18 protein-coding genes are annotated in these 20163 nt (G+C 71.3%); 8 read left to right on the top strand and 10 right to left on the bottom strand.

Going from position 1 to position 20163, the window contains the following annotated elements; all coding sequences use genetic code 11:
- Positions 1-26: 26 nt before the first annotated feature.
- From ABB07_RS07190 to ABB07_RS07175, 4 genes are all read right to left on the bottom strand, one after another.
- Entirely contained in the window at positions 27-419 is a 393-nt protein-coding gene (locus tag ABB07_RS07190) for an SCO5389 family protein (protein ID WP_208897925.1), read from the bottom strand.
- Between the two features lie 41 nt (positions 420-460).
- Positions 461-1420, bottom strand: coding sequence for an ATP-binding protein (locus tag ABB07_RS07185; RefSeq protein WP_208897924.1), 960 nt, complete (start codon positions 1418-1420; stop codon positions 461-463).
- 223 nt (positions 1421-1643) lie between these two features.
- On the bottom strand, positions 1644-2051 hold the full coding sequence (locus tag ABB07_RS07180) for a hypothetical protein (protein ID WP_208903837.1): 408 nt from the start codon (positions 2049-2051) through the stop codon (positions 1644-1646).
- A gap of 608 nt (positions 2052-2659) precedes the next feature.
- Complete coding sequence (locus tag ABB07_RS07175; RefSeq protein ID WP_208897923.1) at positions 2660-3985, bottom strand: sensor histidine kinase; 1326 nt, start codon at positions 3983-3985, stop codon at positions 2660-2662.
- Positions 3986-4138: 153 nt separating this feature from the next.
- Between ABB07_RS07175 and ABB07_RS07170 the strand changes: the two genes are divergently transcribed.
- From ABB07_RS07170 to ABB07_RS07150, 5 genes are read left to right on the top strand one after another with little or no spacing between them, the layout of a single operon-like run.
- Positions 4139-4795: a hypothetical protein gene (locus ABB07_RS07170; RefSeq protein ID WP_208897922.1), complete on the top strand. Its 657-nt coding sequence runs from the start codon at positions 4139-4141 to the stop codon at positions 4793-4795.
- Positions 4796-4800: 5 nt separating this feature from the next.
- The gene (locus ABB07_RS07165; protein ID WP_208897921.1) at positions 4801-5523 is read left to right on the top strand and encodes an ABC transporter ATP-binding protein; all 723 of its coding nucleotides are present in this window, start codon (positions 4801-4803) and stop codon (positions 5521-5523) included.
- Positions 5510-6172, top strand: coding sequence for an ABC transporter ATP-binding protein (locus ABB07_RS07160; protein WP_208897920.1), 663 nt, complete (start codon positions 5510-5512; stop codon positions 6170-6172). The genes ABB07_RS07165 and ABB07_RS07160 overlap by 14 nt, the downstream gene beginning before the upstream one ends.
- Positions 6169-8820, top strand: coding sequence for an ABC transporter permease (locus ABB07_RS07155; RefSeq protein ID WP_208897919.1), 2652 nt, complete (start codon positions 6169-6171; stop codon positions 8818-8820). The genes ABB07_RS07160 and ABB07_RS07155 overlap by 4 nt, the downstream gene beginning before the upstream one ends.
- A gap of 48 nt (positions 8821-8868) precedes the next feature.
- Complete coding sequence (locus ABB07_RS07150) at positions 8869-9630, top strand: response regulator transcription factor (protein ID WP_208897918.1); 762 nt, start codon at positions 8869-8871, stop codon at positions 9628-9630.
- 229 nt (positions 9631-9859) lie between these two features.
- Here ABB07_RS07150 and ABB07_RS40615 read toward each other — a convergent pair whose 3' ends face one another.
- The 4 genes from ABB07_RS40615 to ABB07_RS07135 form a co-directional block, all read right to left on the bottom strand.
- Complete coding sequence (locus ABB07_RS40615) at positions 9860-10153, bottom strand: hypothetical protein (protein ID WP_244189253.1); 294 nt, start codon at positions 10151-10153, stop codon at positions 9860-9862.
- Positions 10150-10551 (bottom strand): hypothetical protein, encoded by a 402-nt coding sequence (locus tag ABB07_RS40610; RefSeq protein ID WP_244189740.1) that lies wholly within the window; start codon positions 10549-10551, stop codon positions 10150-10152. The genes ABB07_RS40615 and ABB07_RS40610 overlap by 4 nt, the downstream gene beginning before the upstream one ends.
- Before the next feature lie 211 nt (positions 10552-10762).
- Positions 10763-11197, bottom strand: coding sequence for a DUF998 domain-containing protein (locus ABB07_RS07140; RefSeq protein ID WP_208897917.1), 435 nt, complete (start codon positions 11195-11197; stop codon positions 10763-10765).
- Positions 11179-11385: a hypothetical protein gene (locus ABB07_RS07135; RefSeq protein WP_208897916.1), complete on the bottom strand. Its 207-nt coding sequence runs from the start codon at positions 11383-11385 to the stop codon at positions 11179-11181. The genes ABB07_RS07140 and ABB07_RS07135 overlap by 19 nt, the downstream gene beginning before the upstream one ends.
- Before the next feature lie 439 nt (positions 11386-11824).
- Here ABB07_RS07135 and ABB07_RS07130 point away from each other — a divergent pair, with 439 nt between their 5' ends.
- Positions 11825-14257, top strand: a complete 2433-nt coding sequence (locus ABB07_RS07130; protein WP_208897915.1) for a SpoIIE family protein phosphatase — start codon at positions 11825-11827, stop codon at positions 14255-14257.
- Positions 14258-14915: 658 nt separating this feature from the next.
- On the opposite strand, the gene ABB07_RS07125 is transcribed toward ABB07_RS07130, so the two are convergent.
- Positions 14916-16436, bottom strand: coding sequence for a long-chain-fatty-acid--CoA ligase (locus ABB07_RS07125; protein ID WP_208897914.1), 1521 nt, complete (start codon positions 16434-16436; stop codon positions 14916-14918).
- 23 nt (positions 16437-16459) lie between these two features.
- A complete protein-coding gene (locus tag ABB07_RS07120) occupies positions 16460-17557 on the bottom strand; it encodes a TauD/TfdA family dioxygenase (RefSeq protein ID WP_208897913.1) in 1098 nt (365 codons plus the stop codon).
- Between the two features lie 185 nt (positions 17558-17742).
- Here ABB07_RS07120 and ABB07_RS07115 point away from each other — a divergent pair, with 185 nt between their 5' ends.
- Positions 17743-18765, top strand: a complete 1023-nt coding sequence (locus tag ABB07_RS07115; protein ID WP_208897912.1) for an AraC family transcriptional regulator — start codon at positions 17743-17745, stop codon at positions 18763-18765.
- A gap of 304 nt (positions 18766-19069) precedes the next feature.
- Positions 19070-20128: a beta-keto acid cleavage family enzyme gene (locus ABB07_RS07110; RefSeq protein ID WP_208897911.1), complete on the top strand. Its 1059-nt coding sequence runs from the start codon at positions 19070-19072 to the stop codon at positions 20126-20128.
- The last annotated feature ends 35 nt before the right edge of the window (positions 20129-20163 follow it).

Here is a 20163-nt window from a genome sequence, read left to right as displayed (position 1 = left end):
AGTCGGCGGTCGCGACCGGCGGTGGTTCAGCAGTCGCGGAACTCCGGTGACTGGTTGAGGATCTGTGCCCGCAGGGAGGTGAAGCGGGTGTAGGTCTCGCCGCCGCGTGCCTCGGGGTGGAAGGCGGCGACGCGGTGGCAGTTCTGGAAGGCCAGGGCGATCCCGAAATGGCGTTCCAGGCTGCCCCGGATCGCGTCACTGGACAGGGCGCGCAGGAGCTGCCCGCGCTCCTTCTTGGAGGGCGGCGGGGTCTGGTTGTCGGCGAACTCCGCCGTGCCGGACCGCAGTTCCTCGGCGAGGCGGGCGATGAGGTCGTAGGCGTACGGCAGGGAGGTGCGGACGGTTTCCATGAAGTCCTGCTCCCGCACCTCGCCGTTCTCGGCTTCGGCGAGCAGCTGCGGGGAGACGTCGAGTGACATGAAGGGCTGTCCTGTTCTGTGGTTCTGTTCTTGAGGGAGTGTCAGACGGCGGCGGTCAGTGCCGTGGGGCCGTGCCGGAAGTCCGGGTCCACCTGGGTGGCGAGGTCCTGGCCGGTGGCTTCGTTGGCCCAGGCGGCGGCGTTGCGCAGGTGGAAATCCACGGCGTGCTTCTGGAAGGCCGCCCAGTCCTTGGGGCGGGCGTCCACCGCCGCGCGCAGCAGGTCCAGGGTCCGGGTGTTGTGCGGCTCCAACTCGCCGCGGCCGCAGCCCTGTTCCTGGGCGCGTACATAGGAGGACTGTGCGCAGTGCGCGAGCAGATCGTCGCCGACGTGCTCCTTGAGGAAGAGCAGGTCGTCCTCGCCGGTGACCTTGTTGCCGACGACGGCGACCTGGACGCCGAACTCGGCCGCATGGCTGCGGTACTGGCGGTACACCGAGACGCTCTTGCGGGTCGGCTCGACGACCAGGAACGTCATGTCGAAGCGGGTGAACAGGCCGGAGGCGAAGGCGTCGGCCCCGGCGGTCATGTCGACGACGACGTACTCGCCGGGTCCGTCCACGAGGTGGTTGAGGTACAACTCGACCGCGCCCAGCTTGGAGTGGTAGCAGGCCACTCCCAGGTCGCTCTCCGTGAAGGCGCCGGTGACCATGAGCGGTACGCCGCCCACCTCCTGGACGTGGTGGCTGTGCACCTCGTCGTCGCCGAGCAGCCGCAGCAGCCGGGACCCGCGTCCGGGCGGGGTCGTCTTCACCATGGCTTCGATGGAGGGGATCCGCGGATTCGTGCCCCGCAGGTACTCCTTGATCTCACCGGTGCGGGCGCTGAGCGGCGGCGCGGCGAAGATCTCGTCCTCGTCGAGGCCGAGGGCGTACGCCAGGTGCTGGTTGATGTCGCCGTCGATCGCGACGACCGGCGCTCCCGAGTGCGCCAGGTGACGGGCGAAGAGGGCCGACAGGGTCGTCTTGCCGCTGCCGCCCTTGCCGACGAAGGCAACGCGCATGGCTAGCCGTCCCCTCTATTGAAAATGGATGTCATAAGCATAGGCTGGAGGTGTGGCCGAGTGCTGTCAAATCGCCAGAGCTTCAACTTGCCGATGGCCATGGCTTATTGGGGCGCGGCAGCGGCAAACGGGGGATCCCTTTCACCCACACGGAGGAGACTCAGAGATGAGCGATACCGCAGGCGGCCGTCAGAGCCGCCCTTTCACCCTCGTGGTCTGCGGCTCATGCCGTGCCGCCGCGAGGGGGCGGGTGATGGACGCCCTGCGCCGTGCGGTCCGGGAGTGCCCGCAGGGGGTGATGGTCTCCACCGGTTGCCTCGCGAGGGTGCTGCACTGCCGCAGGCGCCGCGGGCTGCACGCCGCCGTTCAGCCGTGCGGGGCCGACCGCAGGCCGAGTGGTGTCGCCGTACGCCTCGGCCCGTTGGTGACGGAAGCCGACGCCGAGGTGGTGGGGGCGTGGCTTCGGGCCGGAATGCCCGACGACGGCACGCTGCCCGACCGACCAGGTTCTGCACGACCAGGCGGCGAGCCCGGCGGGAGAGGGCCACCACGCGAGGACAGTGGCCAGTTCGTCGCGGACGATCACCGCGTCGGCGGTCTCCAGGGCCAGGCTGGAGCCTGCCCGGCCCATGGCGATGCCGGTGCGGACGGATGCGCATCAGGCCGGTCGGCCGGGCACGGCATGGAACGGGTCGATTCGATCGGCTGGGGGACTGAGACGAGACAAGGGCTGGGCGCGCGCCGCAGTAGTGCGATGCGGGCCCAGGCCCTGTCGGCCAGAGGGCGCCTCCGTCAGAAGGCGCCAGTGGCGTGGGGCCTGCCGAGGCTGGTCGGTCCGTCGTATCTGCGTAGACGCTCGCGATGATCGGCGAGGAGACGCTGGTGCCGCCGACCTCGACCCACCCGCCGTCGGCACCCTGGGTGAGGCCGAGTTGCAGCTCGGTGTCGCACAGCATTCCGCCGCCGCAGTTGTTGTACGTGTCGTAGACCGCCACCCCGGTGTCGGGGTCGGCGACCGCGGCCACGTCGGCGACGGTGCGCCTGGCGCATCGGGAGTCGTGCGCCCGTCGGGAAGGCCCCGCTCCGGCGAGGGCACGGCTGCGGGACTGTCAAGCCCGGCGGTGTCGCAGGTCCACCGTCTGTGCGGGGTGGCCGTCGTGGGTCCGGGCCCATCGGACCGGCTCGGCACAAGGCAGCGAACGAGCCACACCCCGGAGCCGAGCAGTCGGAGAGAGGCGTTCATCCGCAGGCCGGTGCGTTGCCTTCGGAGCCGGCCCCGCGGACCGGGACGAGGAGGGTGAACGTGGCCGGAGCCCTTCTGGTGAGGGAGAGCCGGCCGCCGATGGAGTGGGCCAGTTCGGAAGCGAGGGCGAGGCCGATGCCCGTCCCGTGGCCGCCGCCGGTGTGTCCGCGGTCGAACAGCTGCGCCGGCTCGCCCTCCGCGGCTCCCTCGTCGCTCACGTCGAAGGCGAGGGCGTCGTTCAGGTCCCGCACCACCAGTCGCACGGTTCCGCGTCCGTGCACCCGTGCATTGTCCAGCAGGACGCCGAGCACCTCTGAAACGGGGCCGTTGGGGACCAGGACGTCCGCGGGTGCGTCCTGTGTGCCGCACTCCAGGCGTCTGCCGTCGGCGGCGAACAGGCCGTGCCAGTGCTCCCGCGTCTCCTGAAGGAGGTGTGCCACCGCGATGTCCCTGGTGGCCGGGCGGGGCCGGTCCGGGGAGCGGGACAGGCGCAGCACTTCCTCCACGGTGTGGTGGAGGCGATGGGCGGTGGCCAGTGCCTCGGTCAGCACGGGGCGCAGACGGGCGTCGTCGTCCTGGGCGAGACCCGATTCCAGGGCGAGTTGCAGGCCGGTGAGCGGAGTGCGCAACTGGTGCGAGGCGTTGGCGGCGAAATCCCGTTCCCGGCGGAGGAGTTCGGACAGGCTGTGCAGCATGGTGTTGTGCGTGCGGGCCACCTGATCGATCTCGGCGATGTCGCTGGGGGCCGCCCGCGCATTCAGGTCCCCGTCGGCGACGGCCCGGCAGTGTCGGGAGAGGTCCTCCAACGGGGCGGCCAGCGCCCGAGCCTGCCGACGGGCGACCAGCACCGCGATGGTCAGCGCGACCACGGTCACGCTCAGTAGCACTGCCCACGCGGTCAGGACCCGATCGCGTACGGCGTCGGCGGGGGATGACGCGCGGACCACGCCGATCACCCGCTCGGCGTGGGAGACCGGTACGGCGGCGACCAGGTCGCCGCCCGACCGCCCCCGGACCACCTCTCCGTCGAAGGCTCGGTGGACCGGCGCGTCCGCCGTCCGGGGGCCGCTGCCCGCACGTCTGGCCTGCTGCGGGTCGTACAGGCCCAGATGCCCCCCTGCCGGCGCCCTGGGCAGTTCCACCGGATCACCGGTCGCATAGTCCGGGCTCACCCGTACGGCCGCGGCGAGGGCCGCGCGTTCCAGGGTGTCCCGCTGCCCGGCGTACAGGGACGACCTGATGGCCAGGGCCAGGGGGACGGCGAGCAGGACCACGGCGACCAACGCGGCGGTGAGGGCGACTCGCACCACGCGCTGTCTCATGCCCTCATCATGCGGCGGCTCGGCCGGGCGCGCGGGGCGAGGCGCACGCTTTTGCCGTCGTCTAACCCTCGGCGAGCAGGGCGTTAACCGGCCGCTTCCTAGCGTGGGTGCCATGACGGTCCGGTCCGGGGGATTCCTTGGAGGGCAGTGGTGATGGCAGCACACGCACGGACGTCCGCGGCAGTCGGGCTGGTGCTCGTCGCGGCGGTGACCGCGGGCTGTTCCGGTTCCGGCTCGCACTCCGGTTCCGGCTCGACGACGTCATCACCGCCGGCTTCCTCGGCACGCGCCGGAAACGGGCAGAACAACCCGGCACCCGCTCCCACCGAGTCCAACCCGCCCGGCGACATCCCCGACAACCAGGTGTACGTCGCCTACCGGCCGACAGGCGGGTCCTTCACCGGTTTCACGGTGAAGGTGCCCGAGGGCTGGGCCCGTACCGAGCAGGGCGGCAGCACGGTGTTCACCGACAAGTTGAACACCGTGAGGATCACGGCCGTCCCGGCGTCCGCCGCGCCCACGGTCGGCTCGGTCACCAAGACGGTTGTCCCCAAGCTGCGCTCCCAGGTGCCGAAGTTCGCCGCGCCGAAGGTGTCGGAGGTGTCCCGGCACGCCGGCCGTGTCGTCCGGCTGACCTATCAGGGCGACTCGGCGAAGGACCCGGTCACCGGCAAGGTGGTGCGCGACGGGTTCGAGCGGTACGCCTTCTACAAGTCGGGCCACGAGGTGGATCTGACCCTGTCCGGCCCCGTCAACGCCGACAACGTCGACCCGTGGCGCATCATCAGCGACTCCTTCGCCTGGCGGTGAGCACCATGGCGTCCGAGCCGGTGCTGGCTGCCCGTGAGCTGTACCGCTTCTATCGCGCCGGCGAGGAGGAGACGCTCGCGCTGCGCGGGGTGTCGCTGCAGGTCGGGCGGGGCGAGACGGTGGCGGTCGTGGGACCGTCGGGATCCGGCAAGTCGACCCTGCTGGCGTGCCTGGCCGGGCTCGACGAGCCCTCGGGCGGCGAGGTCCGCGTGGACGGCGTACGGATCAGCCACCGGCCCGAGACCGAGCGTGCCCGGCTGCGCGCCCGGCACATCGGCGTGCTGCTGCAGACCCGCAATCTCCTGTCCCACTTGAGCGTGCGGGACAACGTCCGCCTGCCGCAGCGCGCCGCGGCCCGCAAACCCGTCACCTCGGCCAGGGAGCTGCTGACCCAGGTGGGCCTCGGCGAACGGGCGCACGCGCTGCCCCGTCAGCTGTCCGGTGGCGAGCTGGCCCGGGCCGGGCTGGCCGTGGCGCTGGCCAACGCGCCCGCTGTCCTGCTCGCCGACGAGCCGACCGGCGAACTCGACGGAGAGACCGAGCGGGCGGTCCTCGCGATGCTGCGGGAGCGGGCCGCACAGGGGTGCGCGGTGCTGATCGTGACGCACAGCGCGGAAGTCGTCCGGAGCGCGGACCGGGTGATCGCACTGGAGGACGGCAGGGCCACCGACGCCTCGGCCCGGACTGCCCGTCCCGCGTCGCAGGAGGTGCCCGATGCCACCGGATGAAGTGCTCGTGACCTGCACTGACGCGGCTCTCACCTTCGGCCGGGGCACACAGGCGGTCGTGGCCGTACACGGCGCCGACCTCGAGATCGGGTCCGGCGATCGGCTCGCCGTCGTCGGTCCCTCCGGGTCGGGCAAGAGTTCGCTGCTGCACCTGCTGGCCGGGCTTGAACAGCCCACCAGCGGCACCGTGCGGCGGGCCGCCTTTCTGGGGCCGTACGACATCGGCCTGGTCTTCCAGGGCGACAGCCTGATCCCGGCCCTGAACGTGGTCGAGAACACCGCTCTCCCGCTGGTCCTCGCCGACCGCCCGGAAAGCGAGGCCCAGCAGGCCGCCCTCGCTGCGCTCACGCTGGTCGACGCGGCCGACCTGGCAGACCGGCTGCCCGAGGAGATCTCCGGTGGCCAGGCCCAGCGGGTGGCCGTCGCCCGGGTGCTGGCCCAGTCCCCGCGCCTGATCCTCGCCGACGAGCCCACCGGCCGCCTCGACCACGCCACCGGCGGCCGGGTCCTCGACGCCCTCCTCACCGCCGCCGACCACACCGGCGCGGCCCTCGTCGTCACCACCCACGATCCCGCCGTCGCCGCCCGCCTCACCACCCGGCGCGCCATGCGCGACGGCCGGCTGCTCGCACCCGAGGAGGTGCCGTGATCGGCTCGTGGACGGCCGGCCTGGCCCGCCACCGCACCGGACGTCTGCTGGCCGCCCTGGCCGGGATCGCCCTCGCGGTCGCCCTGGTCGCCGCGCTGGGCTCATTCCTCACGGCGTCGAAGGCGACCATGACCCAGCGTGCCGTGCGTTCCGTCGCCGTCGACTGGCAGGTCCAGGCACAGCCTGGTGCCGACCCCGGCGCGGTGATGTCCCTGGTCCGCGAGGCGCCGGGAACCCGCGCCGCCCTGCCCGTCGGCTTCGCCCACACCACCGGCTTCTCCGCCCGCGTCCAGGGCAGCACCCAGACCACCGGTCCCGGTATGGCCCTCGGCGTGCCCAACGGCTACCGCGCCCTCTTCCCCGACGCGATCCGCACCCTGTCGGGCTCCCCGAGCGGCGTCCTGCTGGCCCAGCAGACCGCCTCCAACCTGCACGCCGCCCCCGGCGACACCATCGGCGTCCAGTTCCCCGGCATCGGACTACGGCAGGTGAAGGTGGACGGCGTCGTCGACCTGCCCCAGGCCGACTCCCTCTTCCAGACCGTCGGCGCACCCAGCCAGTCCCAGCCGACCGCGCCTCCGGACAACGTCGTCCTGCTGCCCGCCGCCAGGTTCGCCACGCTGACCCGGGGTGCCTCTGCGGTCACGACCCAGATCCACGTGGCCCGCGACGACTCCCGCCTGCCCTCCGACCCAGCCGCCGCCTTCACCGCGGTCACCCGCGCGGCCCACAACCTGGAGGCCCGCTCCGCGGGCGCCGCACTGGTCGGCAACAACGTCGGCGCCGCCCTCGACTCCGCCCGCCAGGACGCCCTGTACGCCCAGATCCTCTTCCTCTTCCTCGGCGTGCCCGGCGCGGTCCTGGCCGCCGCCCTGACCGCCGCGGTCGCCTCCGCCGGCGGCGAGCGGCGCCGGCAGGAGCAGGGCCTGCTACGGCTGCGCGGCCTGCGCCCCCGCCAGATCACCGCCCTCGCCGGGTTGGAAGCGGCGCTGATCGGTCTCGCCGGTGGCCTGGCCGGACTGGGCGTCGCCGCACTGACCGGCCGCTTCGCCTTCGGTGCCGCCTCCTTCGGAGCGGGCGCGGGCACCTGGGCCGCCTGGTACGGCACCGCATTCGTCCTCGGCGCCGCCGTCGCCGCGGGAGCCGTCCTCGTCCCGGCCCTGCGTGACCTGCACACGGTGACCGTCGCGGAAACCCGCAAGGAGTCCGGCTCCCGCAGCACCCGGAACCCGTGGTGGATGCGGTACGGCCTGGACTTCGCCCTCCTGATCGGCTCCTGGCTGGTCTTCCGCGCTTCCTCCGGCAACCAGTACGCGTTGGTCCTCGCCCCGGAAGGCGTGCCCAGCATCTCCGTGTCGTACTGGGCCTTCCTCGGCCCTGCCCTGCTGTGGGTCGGCGCCGCGCTGCTGCTGTGGCGGCTCACCCTCCTCGCCCTCACCCACGGCCGTCCCGCTCTGGCCCGGCTGGGCCGCCCGCTGACCGCGACCCTCGCCGGCACCACTGCCGCCACTCTCTCCCGGCGCCGCCGCCCGCTGGCCCGTTCGGTCGTGCTGCTCGCCCTCGCCGTGTCCTTCGCGCTCTCCACCGCCGTCTTCAACGCCACATACCGCCAGCAGGCCGAGGTCGACGCCCGCCTGACCAACGGCGCCGACGTCACCGTCACCGAACCACCCGGTGCCCGTGTCCCACCCGGCGCCGGATCCGCCCTGAAGATCTCCGGCGTACGGCACGTCGAACCCCTCCAGCACCGCTTCGCCTATGTCGGCTCCGATCTCCAGGACCTCTATGGCGTCCGCCCGGGCACCATCGCCCGCGCCACCTCCCTCCAGGACGCCTACTTCGCCGGCGGCACGGCCCGGCAACTCATGCGGCGCCTCGCCGAACGGCCCGACAACCTGCTGGTCAGCGTCGAGACCGTCAACGACTTCCAGCTCTCCCCCGGCGACACCGTCAACCTGCGCATCCAGGACGCCCGCACCAAGACCCTGCGCACGGTCCCCTTCCACTACGCGGGCATCGCCAAGGAGTTCCCCACGGCACCGAAGGACAGCTTCTTCGTCGCCAACGCCTCCTACATCGCCAAGGCGACCGGCACCGACGCGGTCGGCGCCTTCCTCCTCGACACCGGCGGCACCCACCAGAAGCAGATCGCCACGCGCCTGCGGTCGCAGCTCGGCACCAGCGCCACCGTCAGCGACCTCACTCAGACCCGCGGCACCGTCGGCACCAGCCTGACCTCCGTCGACCTGGCCGGACTCACCCGCATCGAGCTTGCCTTCGCGGTCCTGCTGGCCGCCGGAGCCGGGGGACTGGTCCTCGCCCTCGGTCTCGCCGAACGCCGCCGGACCTTCGCCATCGCCACCGTCCTCGGCGCACGCACACGCCAGCTGCGCGGCATGGTCCTCACCGAGGCCCTCCTGCTGGCCGCAGGCGGCCTGGCCGGGGGTGCCGTCATCGGGTGGGCGCTGTCGGAGATGCTGGTCAAGGTACTCACCGGCGTGTTCGACCCGCCGCCCGCCGCCCTGGCGGTGCCCGGCGTCTACCTGACCCTGACCGGACTGGCCGCCTTGATCGCCGTACTGGCCGCGGCCCTGAACGGCATCCGCGGTGCCCGGCGCCCTGCGGTGGAGGAGCTCCGCGACCTGTGAGCCCGCCTGCAGGGGCCTGCAGGGGAGCGACCTGTCTACTCTGTTGCCATGGGCACGCCTGCCGCACCGGAACGCAGCCGCCTGCACATCCTGGTCGTCGAGGACGACGACACCATCGGACGCCACCTGGAAACCGGCCTGCGCGTCAACGGCTACGCCCCCGCCTGGAGCCGCACCGGCGCCTCGGCCCTGACGGAGACGGAACGCACCGCCTACGACGCCGTTCTCCTGGACCTCGGCCTGCCCGACCTCGACGGACTGGACCTCGCCCGCACCCTGCGCGCCCGCTTCCCCGACCTGCTGATCGTGATCCTCACCGCCCGTACCGACGACATCGACGTCATCGCCGGCCTGGACGCAGGCGCCGACGACTACCTGGTCAAGCCCTTCAGCCTCACCGTCCTGCTGGCCCGCCTCCGCGCCCACTTGCGCCGCCAGACCCTCACATCGCAGCCGCAGCCCCCACTACGGCTCGGCGACCTGGTCATCGACACCACGGCACGCCGCTGCACCCTCCACGACACGGAGATCTCCTTGCGGCCGAAGGAATTCGACCTCCTCGCCCTGCTCGCCCGGAACCGCGGCACCGCCGTCTCGCGAGAAACGCTGATGGCACAGGTGTGGGACGAGAACTGGTTCGGCCCCACCAAGACCCTGGACGTCACCATGGCCGGCCTGCGCCGACGTCTCACCCAGGCCGCCGAGGAGTCCGGCCGCCCTTGCCGGTTGCCGCACATCGCCACGCTCCGAGGACATGGCTACCGCCTCGAGCCCTGCGGCTGGGGCGATGGGGCCGGGACGAAGAGTTGACCGGCCCGCGCTCGTTCGCGCAGTAGGGTTCTGCACTCATTCGGCCGACGCCATCCGGTCAGCGACCCCCCACGCGAGTCTGCGGACATGCCCGGGCCGCCGCAGGCGGCCCCGCCGCATTGCGGTGTTCGCGGATCGCCGGCGTGTGCCGAGGAAGCGCGGTTCTCCGCGCCGCCCCGGCACACCGAGCCCGTCGGCCGGGTGGGCCGGCCAGGCGCCGTACGATCTGTCAGCCCATGTCCGTCAGGAGGGCGTTCCGTTCCTTCTCCTGCCGCGCGGGCGACATCGGCGGGTTCGAGTGATCCATGCCGAACGTCTTGAGCACCTTGTCCGGCTGGGCGTCGATGGAGGTCCAGCCGGTCTGGCCCAGCGGCTGCAGCGAGGCCTGGTCGGCGTCCCACAGGTCACGCAGCGACCGGGCGGCCGCGTGCGTGCCGGTCGCGTTCCCCGAGCGTGCGTCCCTGAGCGAGGTGGAGGCGACGGTCTTCAGCGCGGCGACCTCGGCGGGCGGGAACTTCTTCACCGCCTGGCCGGCCGGGAGCCATCTGGACGGCGGAGGTGTCGTCTTCCTCCGCCGCCGGGCCGACGTGCGGCTGGCCGTGCGCCCAGACCAGCAGGCCCGCGGTGGCGACGGCCGGCAGTCCGACGCCGGCCAGCGCGGTGCGCTCCCTGCGCGGGTTGCTGGTGGCCGGTGCGGCGTGGGTCGCCTCGTGAGTCTCGGTCACGTCCGAGCGCGTCACCGTCAGGTAGACCACCGCCGCCAGGATCAGGCCGAGGAAGACCAGGCTGGTGGTGAACGTGCCCCTGCGCGAGACCGGTCGGGTCGCCCGGGTTCTGGGAGACGTTGAGGGAGGCGAGCCAGTCGCCGATGTTCGCGCCCAGCGGGCGGGTCAGGATGTAGGCGAGCCAGAAGGACAGCACCGGGTTCGCGCCGAACTTCCACAACAGCGTGATCGCCGCGATGAGGCCGAGCGGCAGCAACACGGAGACGCCCGGGCTCCAGCCGGTCAGCTCCAGAGTCCAGCCGCCCGTCGCGGTGCCGAGCGCGAAGGTGACAAGTCTCGCTTGTCGACCAGGGACATGAGGTGCTCGTTGTAGCGGTGGCCCGCTCACCCACCCCGGCAACCTCGCGTCAGCTCGACGGGCAGCAGGGCGAACCAGGCTCGGCCGTGGCCAGGTGGATGCGCTGGGCGATCCCCTGGCCACTGGGATGGCCCAGGAACGGGCCGACGGTGGCGATCGCCGCAGCCATGGAAACAGGGAGCAGCCACGGCCCCCACCGCCGCACCAGCCCCAGCCGAGGGGCTCCGCGTCGCGAGGCGACGATGAGCAGTGCCATGGAGGTGAACAGGGCGGAGTGGACTGATCCGCTGGTGAGAGGGTGCCCGACGTTGCCCTGCGGGCAGCCCTGCTCCATCGACGGTGCACAGCGCAGCGGGAGCATGACGTCCGCCACCGAGCACACCCCCACACCGGTCACTGCCGCCCACCCCGCGCCCGCGGCACCCGAAGGGGAGGGGCGGCGCGCCAGCAGTCCGGCGGCGGCGATCAGCAGCGCACAGGCCACCTCGATCGTGGCGACCAGGTCCGGTAGGGCTGGTCGGCGGCAAGCAGCTCGCTGACGTAGGCGTCGCGCTGAGCCAGCCCGGCGGGCAGGAAAGACTGCAAGAGCCAGTCGTTGTAGGCCAGTGCGGCCACGGCCAGCAGCACCGCGGCAACCTCCCGCGAGTCGAGCCCCGCGCACTCAAGCAGCACCCCGCCCGACTCCTCCTGCCTACTCGCCGGCCAATCACCTTCGGCCGCCGGCCACCGGCCACCCGCCTATGTCGAACCCACTGAAAAACAGCTCCCAGGGAGAACAGCGCCATCCGTCCTCGCCGGCAATGACACCGCTGCACTCCCGGATGCGGCGACGCGGCGTGCCTCCGACCGCCGGGGCGCCGGGCCGGGAACGCTCTTCATCGACGTCGCGGGCCGTGCCGTCGCAGCCCCGATGCACGCGGCACGCGGCCAGTGCGATCGGGACCCGGCAACGTCAAAAGCCGATCACCGGAAGTCGCGACTGTCCCCTTCGTTGCACACGCCGAGTGTCGCCAAGCCACTCCTGCCGAAGCTCCGGGCCAAGGGGAACGGAAGAGTCGCGGATGGAAACCGCGGGGAGGAATATCGGAGTCACGGAGGCAGGGTGGTGGCTATGGGGACACCGTCGACGCATTTCAGCGAGAGTCCTGAGGATCCGTTCGCCCTGGGGCGTGGGGCCTCTGCTGTACTTGACGATCAGGGCACCGTGGTGGGCTGGAGCACACGTGCGGAGGAGTTGCTGGGTTATACGGCCAAGGAGGTGATCGGAAGGGCGTGGCGGAGCCTCCTGGTCGATGCCCGTGACCTGCCTGTCGCGCGGTCCGTTGCCGTGGAGGCCGTGAAGGCGGGGGGATGGTTCGGTGTCCTGCCCGTCCGGCACCGGGACGGGCGCCGTGTGGAGATGGGGTTCCGGGCCCGCGCGGTCACCCGGGAGGGGGGCGGTCAGGAGTGGCTTCTGGTCGGTGCCCCTGCCGCGGAGGTGATCGCCTGGCAGCGGGACCGTGCGCTGCTGGACGGCTTGTACCGCCGGTCCCCGATCGGTCTGGTCACTTACGGCCCGGACAGGAAGGTGATCCGGGTCAACCGTGCGGTCGAAAGGGCAAGCGGGGTTCCGGCCGAGGCGCCGGTGGGCCACCGGCCCCGAGAATTCCTGGTCGACGAGGACGCGGGTCCGGCAGATGAACGGGTCCGGCACGTCCTGGAGACCGGTGAGCCGTTGATCTTCACGGAGCAGTCCGCACGGGCACGCCACGATCCAGGCCGGGAGCGGATCGTGTCCGTCTCGGCGTTCCGGATGGAAGACCCGTCGGGCCGGGTTCTCGGCGTGGCCGAGACGATCGAGGACGTGACCGAGCGCTACCGGGCACAACGCAGGCTCGCCCTGCTGAACGAGGCGAGCGCCCGCATCGGAACCTCGCTGGACGTGGCACAGACCGCTCGGGAACTGGCCGAGGTCGCCGTCCACGGCCTGGCCGACTACTGCTCGGTCGACCTCCTCCAATCCGTGACCGTGGGTGACGAACCCATGCCCGGTACGGCAGGCTCGCTGCTCCGGACTGCCCTCAGGCCACCAGAACGCCGTGTCCCGTTCCAGGAGGGCGATGTGGTTCCGCTTCTTCCGGAGTCTCCCCAGGCGCGGTGTCTGACCGAGAGCCGTCCGATTCTCGAGAAGCACTTGTCCCTCCGTCCCGAGTGGTACGCAATGGACCGCCGGCGCGTCGAGATCGCCATAGGGCTCGGAGTTCATTCGTTGATCGCGGTCCCCCTCGTCGCACGCGGCCGGGTCCTGGGCGTGGTGAGCCTCTGGCGGTCGCGTGATTCGGAGCCTTTTGAAAGCGACGATGCTGCAGTGGCCGATGAGTTTTCCTCGCGTGCGGCCGTCTGCATCGACAACGCGCGCCGCTTCACCCAGCAACAGAGCGCCGCTCTCACTCTTCAGCGCAGCCTGCTGCCGAAGACAGGGTGCGACCTGCCGGCTGTGGAGGTGGCTTGCCGATACCTTCCAGCCAGCGGTGAACCGGGCATCGGCGGTGACTGGTTCGACGTGATCCCGCTGTCAGGTGCCCGGGTCGCTCTCGTCGTGGGAGACGTGGTCGGTCACGGCATTCACGCAGCGGCCTCGATGGGCCGTCTGCGCGCTGCCGTGCGCACTCTGGCGAGCCTCGACCTGGAGCCGGACGAGGTGGTCGCGCGGCTGGACGATCTGGTGAGTCTGCTGGCCACCGAGATGGAGGCGAACGCTGAAGGCAACCAGTCGATCGATCAGATGCTAGGGGCCACCTGTCTGTACGCGGTCTACGATCCGGTCTCCCAGCACTGCTTCCTGGCACGCGCCGGCCATCCGGCGCCGGCGGTCTCCACCCCGGACGGCGAGGTGACTGTGCTCGATCTGCCCGCCGGTCCGCCGCTGGGCCTGGGCGGACTGCCGTTCGAAACATGCGATGTCGACCTCCCTGAGGGCAGCCTGCTGGCGCTCTACAGCGATGGCCTGCTGGAGGCACGCAACGGCGACATCGACACCGCGCTGGAGAACTTGCGCGCATGTCTCACCCGCGCCACAGATCCTGTGGACCAGACCTGCCACGCCGTGATCGATGCGCTGCTGCCCAAGGACCACCTCCCCACTGACGACATCGCGCTGCTCATCGCACGTACCCGGGTACTGCGGCCACAGAGTGTCGCCTCGTGGCGGCTGCCCCTGGAAGCGACCGCTGCCGCCCGTGCCAGAGAGCTGACCACGGCGAAGCTGACCGAATGGGGCCTGGACGATCTGACCTTCACCACCGAGCTGGTCGCCAGCGAACTCGTCACCAACACCTACCGGTACGCAGCAGGCCCCGTCACCTTGCGTCTCATCCGCACGGACTGTCTGATCTGCGAGGTGTCCGACACCAGTCACACGTCCCCCCACCTGCGACGGGCCCTCAGCACGGACGAGGGCGGACGCGGGCTCTTCCTGGTCGCGCAGCTCACAGAACGGTGGGGCACCCGCTACAGCCATGACGGCAAGACAGTCTGGACGGAGCAGCCTCTTCCGTCTGCCTGACCTGCGGCTTCCGCAACATCAGCCGACTGGAAAGAGCGACCGGTGTCGTGCATCCGGGCGCCTGCGTCTGGTCGGGGGCGTCGGGCGTCTACTCCGGCTCACCGCGCGCGCCGAGCGATCCGGCGGGAAGAAGCTGTGTGACCTGTGTGGAGCCGTGGTGGACGCCGGTACCGAGAGGTATGCGATCGTCCCGGACTCATCGTCCATCCATGCGGTCGACCCGAGGTTCGACGGGAAGCGCATGGTAGTCGCGTGCACGAAGGAGCACCTGGCCGCGCTTGTGAAGGAGTACAGACAGAGGCCGTTCGCGGACGCTGAGCTGTGGGCAGGCGAGATCGCCCGTGCGATCGAAGCTCAGATGGAAAGATCATCGAGGACGAGCTGTCTCGGGAGGCCGGCCTCACTGCGGCTCAGATCGGGTCGGGGGTGACGTGGCAGAACCTGGAGTTTCTGCGCTGGCGACAGGAGTTCGGCGAGGACGGGTCGCAGACGGACGAATAGCCTGATCGGGGCGCCGCCCCGCGTCGGTCAGGGCGTCACGCACAAGGGGAGAGATCAGATATCCCCTGTCCACAGGCCATCACAGGTCTGCTGCTGACCAGGTGACCACCTGCTCGGACGCCGCTGCCGGAGCCCGAGGGGTTTCCCGGACCTCCACTCAGGGGTGCAGTGGATCCCGGGTCATCAGCGGCAGCGGCACGGTGAGTTCCCGCTTGAGGATCTTTCCGGTGGGACCCTTGGGAAGCTCGGTGGCCAGGGTGACGATGCGCGGGTACTTGTAGGCCGCGACGCGCTCCTCGGCGTAGTCGCGGATCTCCTCCGCGGTGGCCTCCTCGCCGGCCCGGAGGACCACGACCGCAGCCACCTCTTCACCGTGCAGGGGGTCGGGAACACCCACGACCGCGCACTCGGCGATCGCGGGGTGCCCGTACAGCACCTCCTCGATCTCTCGCGGATACACGTTGTAGCCGCCCCGGATGATCAGGTCCTTCTTGCGGTCCACGATGAAGTAGAAGCCGTCCTCGTCGACGCGTGCCAGGTCGCCGGTGTGGAACCAGCCGTGACGCAGGGCGAGAGCGTCGGCTTCCGGATTGTTGAAGTAGCCCTTCATCACGTTCTCTCCACGGACGGCGATCTCGCCCACTTCGTCGGGCTCCACCGCGCATCCGTCGTCCCCCACCAGTTTCATCTCGACTCCCCGCACCGGTGTGCCGATGGAGCCGGCCTTGCGCGGGCGGTCCGGATGGTTGAAGGCGGCCACCGGAGACGTCTCGGACAGGCCGTAGCCTTCCAGCACGGTCGCCCCGAAGGTCCGCTCGAAGCCGTGCAGTACCTCGACAGGCAGGGCGGCACCGCCCGAGACCGCGAGCCGGAGCCGCGGCATTCCGTGCCCGTCCGGGCGCTCGGCGTGCAAGAGAGCGGAGTACATCGTCGGCACGCCCAGGAAGACCGTGACCCGGTCCCGCTGCATGACCTCCAGCGCTCGCCCCGGGTCGAACCGGGGCAGCAGGGTCAGCGTCGCGCCGGAGGCTACGGCCGTGTTCATGGCGCAGGTCTGTCCGAAGGCGTGGAACAGCGGCAGGCCGCCGAACAGGACGTCCTCCGGGCCGAGCCGGAGCAGCGTCTGCGCGGTGGTGGCCGTGTTGGTCAGCAGGTTGCGGTGGGTCAGTTCGGCTCCCTTGGGGGTGCCGGTGGTGCCCGAGGTGTACAGGATCACGGCGGTGGCGTCGTCGGCCCGCTCGACGACACCCGCCATGGGCTCGGCGGCGAGCAGCAGTGCGTGGAAGGCGTCGGGGTCCGTGAGCAGGCACTCCGCTCCGGACCCGGTCGCCGCCTCGACGACCTCGTCCGCGTACATCGGGTGGACCAGCGCTGTCCGAGCCCCCGAGTCGCGGAGCACGAAGGCTGCCTCTCGGGCCTTGAGCAGCGGGTTCATCGGCACCACCACGCCGCCGGCCCGCAGGATGCCGTAGTACACGACCGGGAAGAGCGGCACGTTGGGCATGGTCATCGTGACCATGTCGCCTGGCCTGACACCCCGGTCGTGCAGAACCGTGGCGAGCCGGGCGCTCGCCTGGTCGAGCTGCTCGTACGTCAGGGTGATGTCGTCGTGGCGTACGGCGACGTGCGCTCCGTGCACGGCGGCGGAGTTCACCAGGAGCGTGGCGAGATTGGGCATGACTGGGCCGTCCTCGATTCGTGTCAGTGGGTACGCAGCGGCATGAGTCCGCAGCCCGGGCGCGCTCTGCGCAGGCTCCGGGGGCGGATGACGTCGCTCGGGGTGACGCCGGTGCGTGGCACGGGGCGGAAGTCCGGGCCGGCTGACCGGACGGTCGGGTCGGTGTCCTCGTCGCGGGCCAGCCACATGCGCAGCAGGTGGCGTCTGCGCTCCGGTGCGTCGAAGTCCTCGTACGCCGAGCGGGCGTGCAGCACCACGTGGTTGTCGACCAGCAGCAGGTCACCGGGCTGGAGATCCAGTTCGAGCCGGACGGCGGGAGAGGCGGCCGTCGTCTCGATGAGGTCGTACAGTTCCCGGTCGGCGGCCCGGGCGCCGTCCGGATCACCGTCGTGGGCAGTGTGTGCGGCGCCCGCCAAGCGGGCGCGGTCGTAGCGCATGCTGGGCCTGTCGCCGTGCCGGGTGACAAGCGGAGAGGCCAGGTACGCCTCCTCACCGGGCGCCCCTTCCTCCTGACGGCCGAAGAGGTGGCTGCGGTACAGGCGCCCGGCGAGATCCGGGCGGGCAGCGAGCACGGCGTTGTGCACGGCGGCCGCACTCGCCAGCAGCGTCCGGCCACCCGAGCGGGCCGGCCGCAGGCACAGCAGGCCGAGCAGGTCCGACTCGGCGGTGCGGAACGGCAGCGCCGCCCGGGGCAGGCCCGGCACCGGGCCGGTGTCCCGGATGTGGCAGAGGATGCGGCCGTCGGCGGTCTGCGGGACGGGCCTGCCGAGGTACTGGCCGATGCCGCGCAGCACGGTGCGCGCTTCCGCCTCGCCGAGCAGATCCGCCGGAACGCCCCGGAGGAGGACGAAGCCCGGTCCCTCGGCCAGCGCCGCCGCGGCGCGCTGGAGCTCGGCGGCCAGCATGGGCAGCGGGAAGTCGGCGACGGTCGTCCGCAGCAGGGTGGCGCCCCGCCCGCGGGCGGTGTGCACAGCCGTACGCAGTTCCCGGCGGTGCTCGGCGGACAGCCGCACCATCCAGTCGTCACGGTCCGCCACATCGGGTCCGAACCACAGGGCAGGGCCCGTGAACGGCTCGGCCGGCGCCGTCCTCGTATCCGGAGTGTCCGGGGTTTCGGCCATGGTCGCCTCCGCGAGGTCTGTGAGCCGAGCGGCTTCTTCCGGCGGTGCGGCGGTCGGACGGCACTGCTGCCGGCCGCCACACGGTCGCGTTGAACGGGGATACTACGAATCACTCGCCTCCCCTGCTTGACGCACAGGGACGGGAAACTTAACTTTTGGGGACCCTGCCGCCCTGGAGCGTGCCCATGAGGCCCCTTGTCCGCACCGCCGCGCTGAACGGCTACGTCGAGCTGAGCCGTTCCCTCGGTCTCGATCCCCGTGCACTGATGAAGAGCGTCGGCCTGGACACCGCGGACCTGGCCGTGCAGGACCGGTGGATCTCCGGCACGGCGGTGGTCAGACTGCTGGAGCTGTCGGCCGCCGCCTCCGGGCGTGAGGACTTCGGTCTGCTGCTGACGGAGCGGCGGCGCTTCTCCAACCTCGGCCCCATCAGCCTGCTCGTCCGTGAAGAGCCCGACGTGCGAAGTGCCTTGGCCCTGCTGATCCGGCACCAGCACACGTACAACGAGGTCCTGCACGCCCGGCTCTCCGAGGGCAACGGGGTGGCCACACTGAAGGTGGACCTCCGGCTCGGTCAGTCGCAGCCGGCCCGGCAGGGCACGGAGCTCGCTGTGGGCGCGTTCCACCGCGTGCTGTGCGGCTTCCTCGGCCCGCACTGGCGCCCGGCGTCGGTCTGCTTCGCCCACCGGGCGCCGCGGGACACCGCAGGCCACCGGCGCCTGTTCGGGCCCGTGGTGGAGTTCGACCGCGACTTCAACGGCATCGTCTGCTACGCCGAGGACCTGGACGCCCCCAACGCCATGGCCGACGCCCAGTTGCGCAGCTACACCCGCCAGTACTTCGAGCCCGTCGCGGCTCCCAGGGAGGCCTCCGAGGCCGACCGGGTGCGCGACCTCATCGAGGCGCTGCTGCCGACCGGGCGCTGCTCCATCGAGCAGATCGCCCGCAGCCTCGGCGTCGACCGGCGCACCGTTCACCGTCATCTGGCCCGTTCCGGCGAGACGTTCTCCTCCCTGCTCAACTCGACCCGCATGGGGCTCGCGGAGCGGTTCGTCGCCAATCCCAGCCGCTCCCTGACCGAGGTCTCCACGCTGCTGGGGTTTTCTTCGCTGAGTGCGTTCTCCCGCTGGTTCCACGAGCACTTCGGCACCGGTCCGCGGGAGTGGCGCAAGAGCCGGAGCGGCCCGGCGGGGCCCGGCGGGAGCTGAGCCCGCGGGATACGCGGGGGCGGTAGGGCCTACGGCTCCGCTGGGGTGTCCCCGATGGGCAAGTCACCTGTCACCACAGGCAAAGCAGGCGTGCGGTGGCCGCCCTACGGTTGCACCACCGCGCAGGCGGCCGGCCTCCGGAGGGGGCGCTCTGCTGCTCCCCTGAGAGCACTCCCTCCGGACCGGCCCGAGACCGCCTGGGCCCGGTGTCGCCACCGGCCCGGACGTCCGCTGCCGCACGCCCTGTCGTCGCGTCCGCCGCCTGCCCCGTGCCGCGATCACCCCTGCGACAAGGAGAAGCTCCGTGCACTTCCACGACGACTCCCTCTTCCCCGAGAACCAGGAGAAGCTGGTCATCCAGGCCGCACCGTACGGCCCCGAATGGCTTCCCGGCGACGCCGACGACCTGCCGCTGACCATGGACGAGCACGTACAGGCGGCCGTCGACTGCTACAACGCCGGCGCGACGGTGCTCCACATCCACGTGCGTGAGCTCGACGGCAAGGGCTCCAAGCGGATGTCCATGTTCAACGAACTGCTCGGGCGGCTGCGCGAGGCCGTGCCGGACATGGTGCTCCAGATCGGCGGCTCGATCTCCTTCGCCCCCGAGGGGGAGGGCGGCGACGCCAAGTGGCTCGCCTACGACACCCGCCACCTGCTGGCCGAGCTCACCCCGGCGCCGGACCAGGTGACGATCGCGATCAACACCAGCCAGATGAACATCGTCGAGATCATGAACGACGACGACCTTCAGGGCACGTCCATCGCGAAGCCGGACTACTACCGTGCCTACCGCGACATGGTCGTCGAGGCCGGTCCGGAGTTCTACCTCGAGCACCTCAAGCGGCTGCACGCGAACGGCATCCAGCCCCACTTCCAGCTCGCCCACCTGGCCCAGCTGGAGACCGTGGAGCGGCTGATCCGCGCGGGCGTCTACACCGGGCCACTGATCCTCAACTACGTGGCCATCGGCGGCGGTTTCGCCGGCCGGCACCCCGCCGACCTGGTCGAGTTCATCCGCCGCGTGCCGGACGGCGCCGTCCTGACCATCGAGAGCTCCATGCGCGCGGTGGCCCCGATGAACGCCGTCGCCATCGCCCTCGGCCAGCACGTGCGCGTCGGCAACGAGGACAACCTGTGGCGCGCCAAGGGCGAGCGGATGTCCTCCGTGGCGCAGGTCGAGCAGATGGTGAGGATCTCCGAGGCGCTCGGCCGTGAGATCGCCACCGGGGCGGACGCCAAGCGGATCTACAAGCTCGGCGAGTACTACGCGGATGCCGACGAGACCCTCGCCCGGCTCGGCATGGTGCCCAACCGCCGCCCGGGACAGCGCGGCTTCATGCTGCGCGACGCCCAGGGCTGATCTCCGGGATCCCCGCCCCTCTCTCCCACCCCTGC

Source organism: Streptomyces incarnatus, from assembly GCF_001027185.1.
In the GTDB taxonomy this organism is placed as follows: Bacteria; Actinomycetota; Actinomycetes; order Streptomycetales; family Streptomycetaceae; genus Streptomyces; species Streptomyces puniciscabiei.
The sequence above is the reverse complement of the archived record's forward strand: the minus strand, read 5'-3'. Positions and strand labels throughout refer to the sequence as shown.

What these genes read in the sequence shown, in the direction of transcription:
- ABB07_RS07190 (WP_208897925.1), bottom strand. Translation starts at nt 419, where the DNA reads ATGTCACTCGACGTCTCCCCGCAGCTGCTCGCCGAAGCCGAGAACGGC.
- ABB07_RS07170 (WP_208897922.1), top strand. Translation starts at nt 4,139, where the DNA reads ATGGCAGCACACGCACGGACGTCCGCGGCAGTCGGGCTGGTGCTCGTC.
- ABB07_RS07175 (WP_208897923.1), bottom strand. Translation starts at nt 3,985, where the DNA reads ATGAGACAGCGCGTGGTGCGAGTCGCCCTCACCGCCGCGTTGGTCGCC.
- ABB07_RS07130 (WP_208897915.1), top strand. Translation starts at nt 11,825, where the DNA reads ATGGGGACACCGTCGACGCATTTCAGCGAGAGTCCTGAGGATCCGTTC.
- ABB07_RS07125 (WP_208897914.1), bottom strand. Translation starts at nt 16,436, where the DNA reads ATGCCCAATCTCGCCACGCTCCTGGTGAACTCCGCCGCCGTGCACGGA.
- ABB07_RS07185 (WP_208897924.1), bottom strand. Translation starts at nt 1,420, where the DNA reads ATGCGCGTTGCCTTCGTCGGCAAGGGCGGCAGCGGCAAGACGACCCTG.
- ABB07_RS07160 (WP_208897920.1), top strand. Translation starts at nt 5,510, where the DNA reads ATGCCACCGGATGAAGTGCTCGTGACCTGCACTGACGCGGCTCTCACC.
- ABB07_RS07180 (WP_208903837.1), bottom strand. Translation starts at nt 2,051, where the DNA reads ATGGGCCGGGCAGGCTCCAGCCTGGCCCTGGAGACCGCCGACGCGGTG.
- ABB07_RS07165 (WP_208897921.1), top strand. Translation starts at nt 4,801, where the DNA reads ATGGCGTCCGAGCCGGTGCTGGCTGCCCGTGAGCTGTACCGCTTCTAT.
- ABB07_RS07150 (WP_208897918.1), top strand. Translation starts at nt 8,869, where the DNA reads ATGGGCACGCCTGCCGCACCGGAACGCAGCCGCCTGCACATCCTGGTC.
- ABB07_RS07120 (WP_208897913.1), bottom strand. Translation starts at nt 17,557, where the DNA reads ATGGCCGAAACCCCGGACACTCCGGATACGAGGACGGCGCCGGCCGAG.
- ABB07_RS07115 (WP_208897912.1), top strand. Translation starts at nt 17,743, where the DNA reads ATGAGGCCCCTTGTCCGCACCGCCGCGCTGAACGGCTACGTCGAGCTG.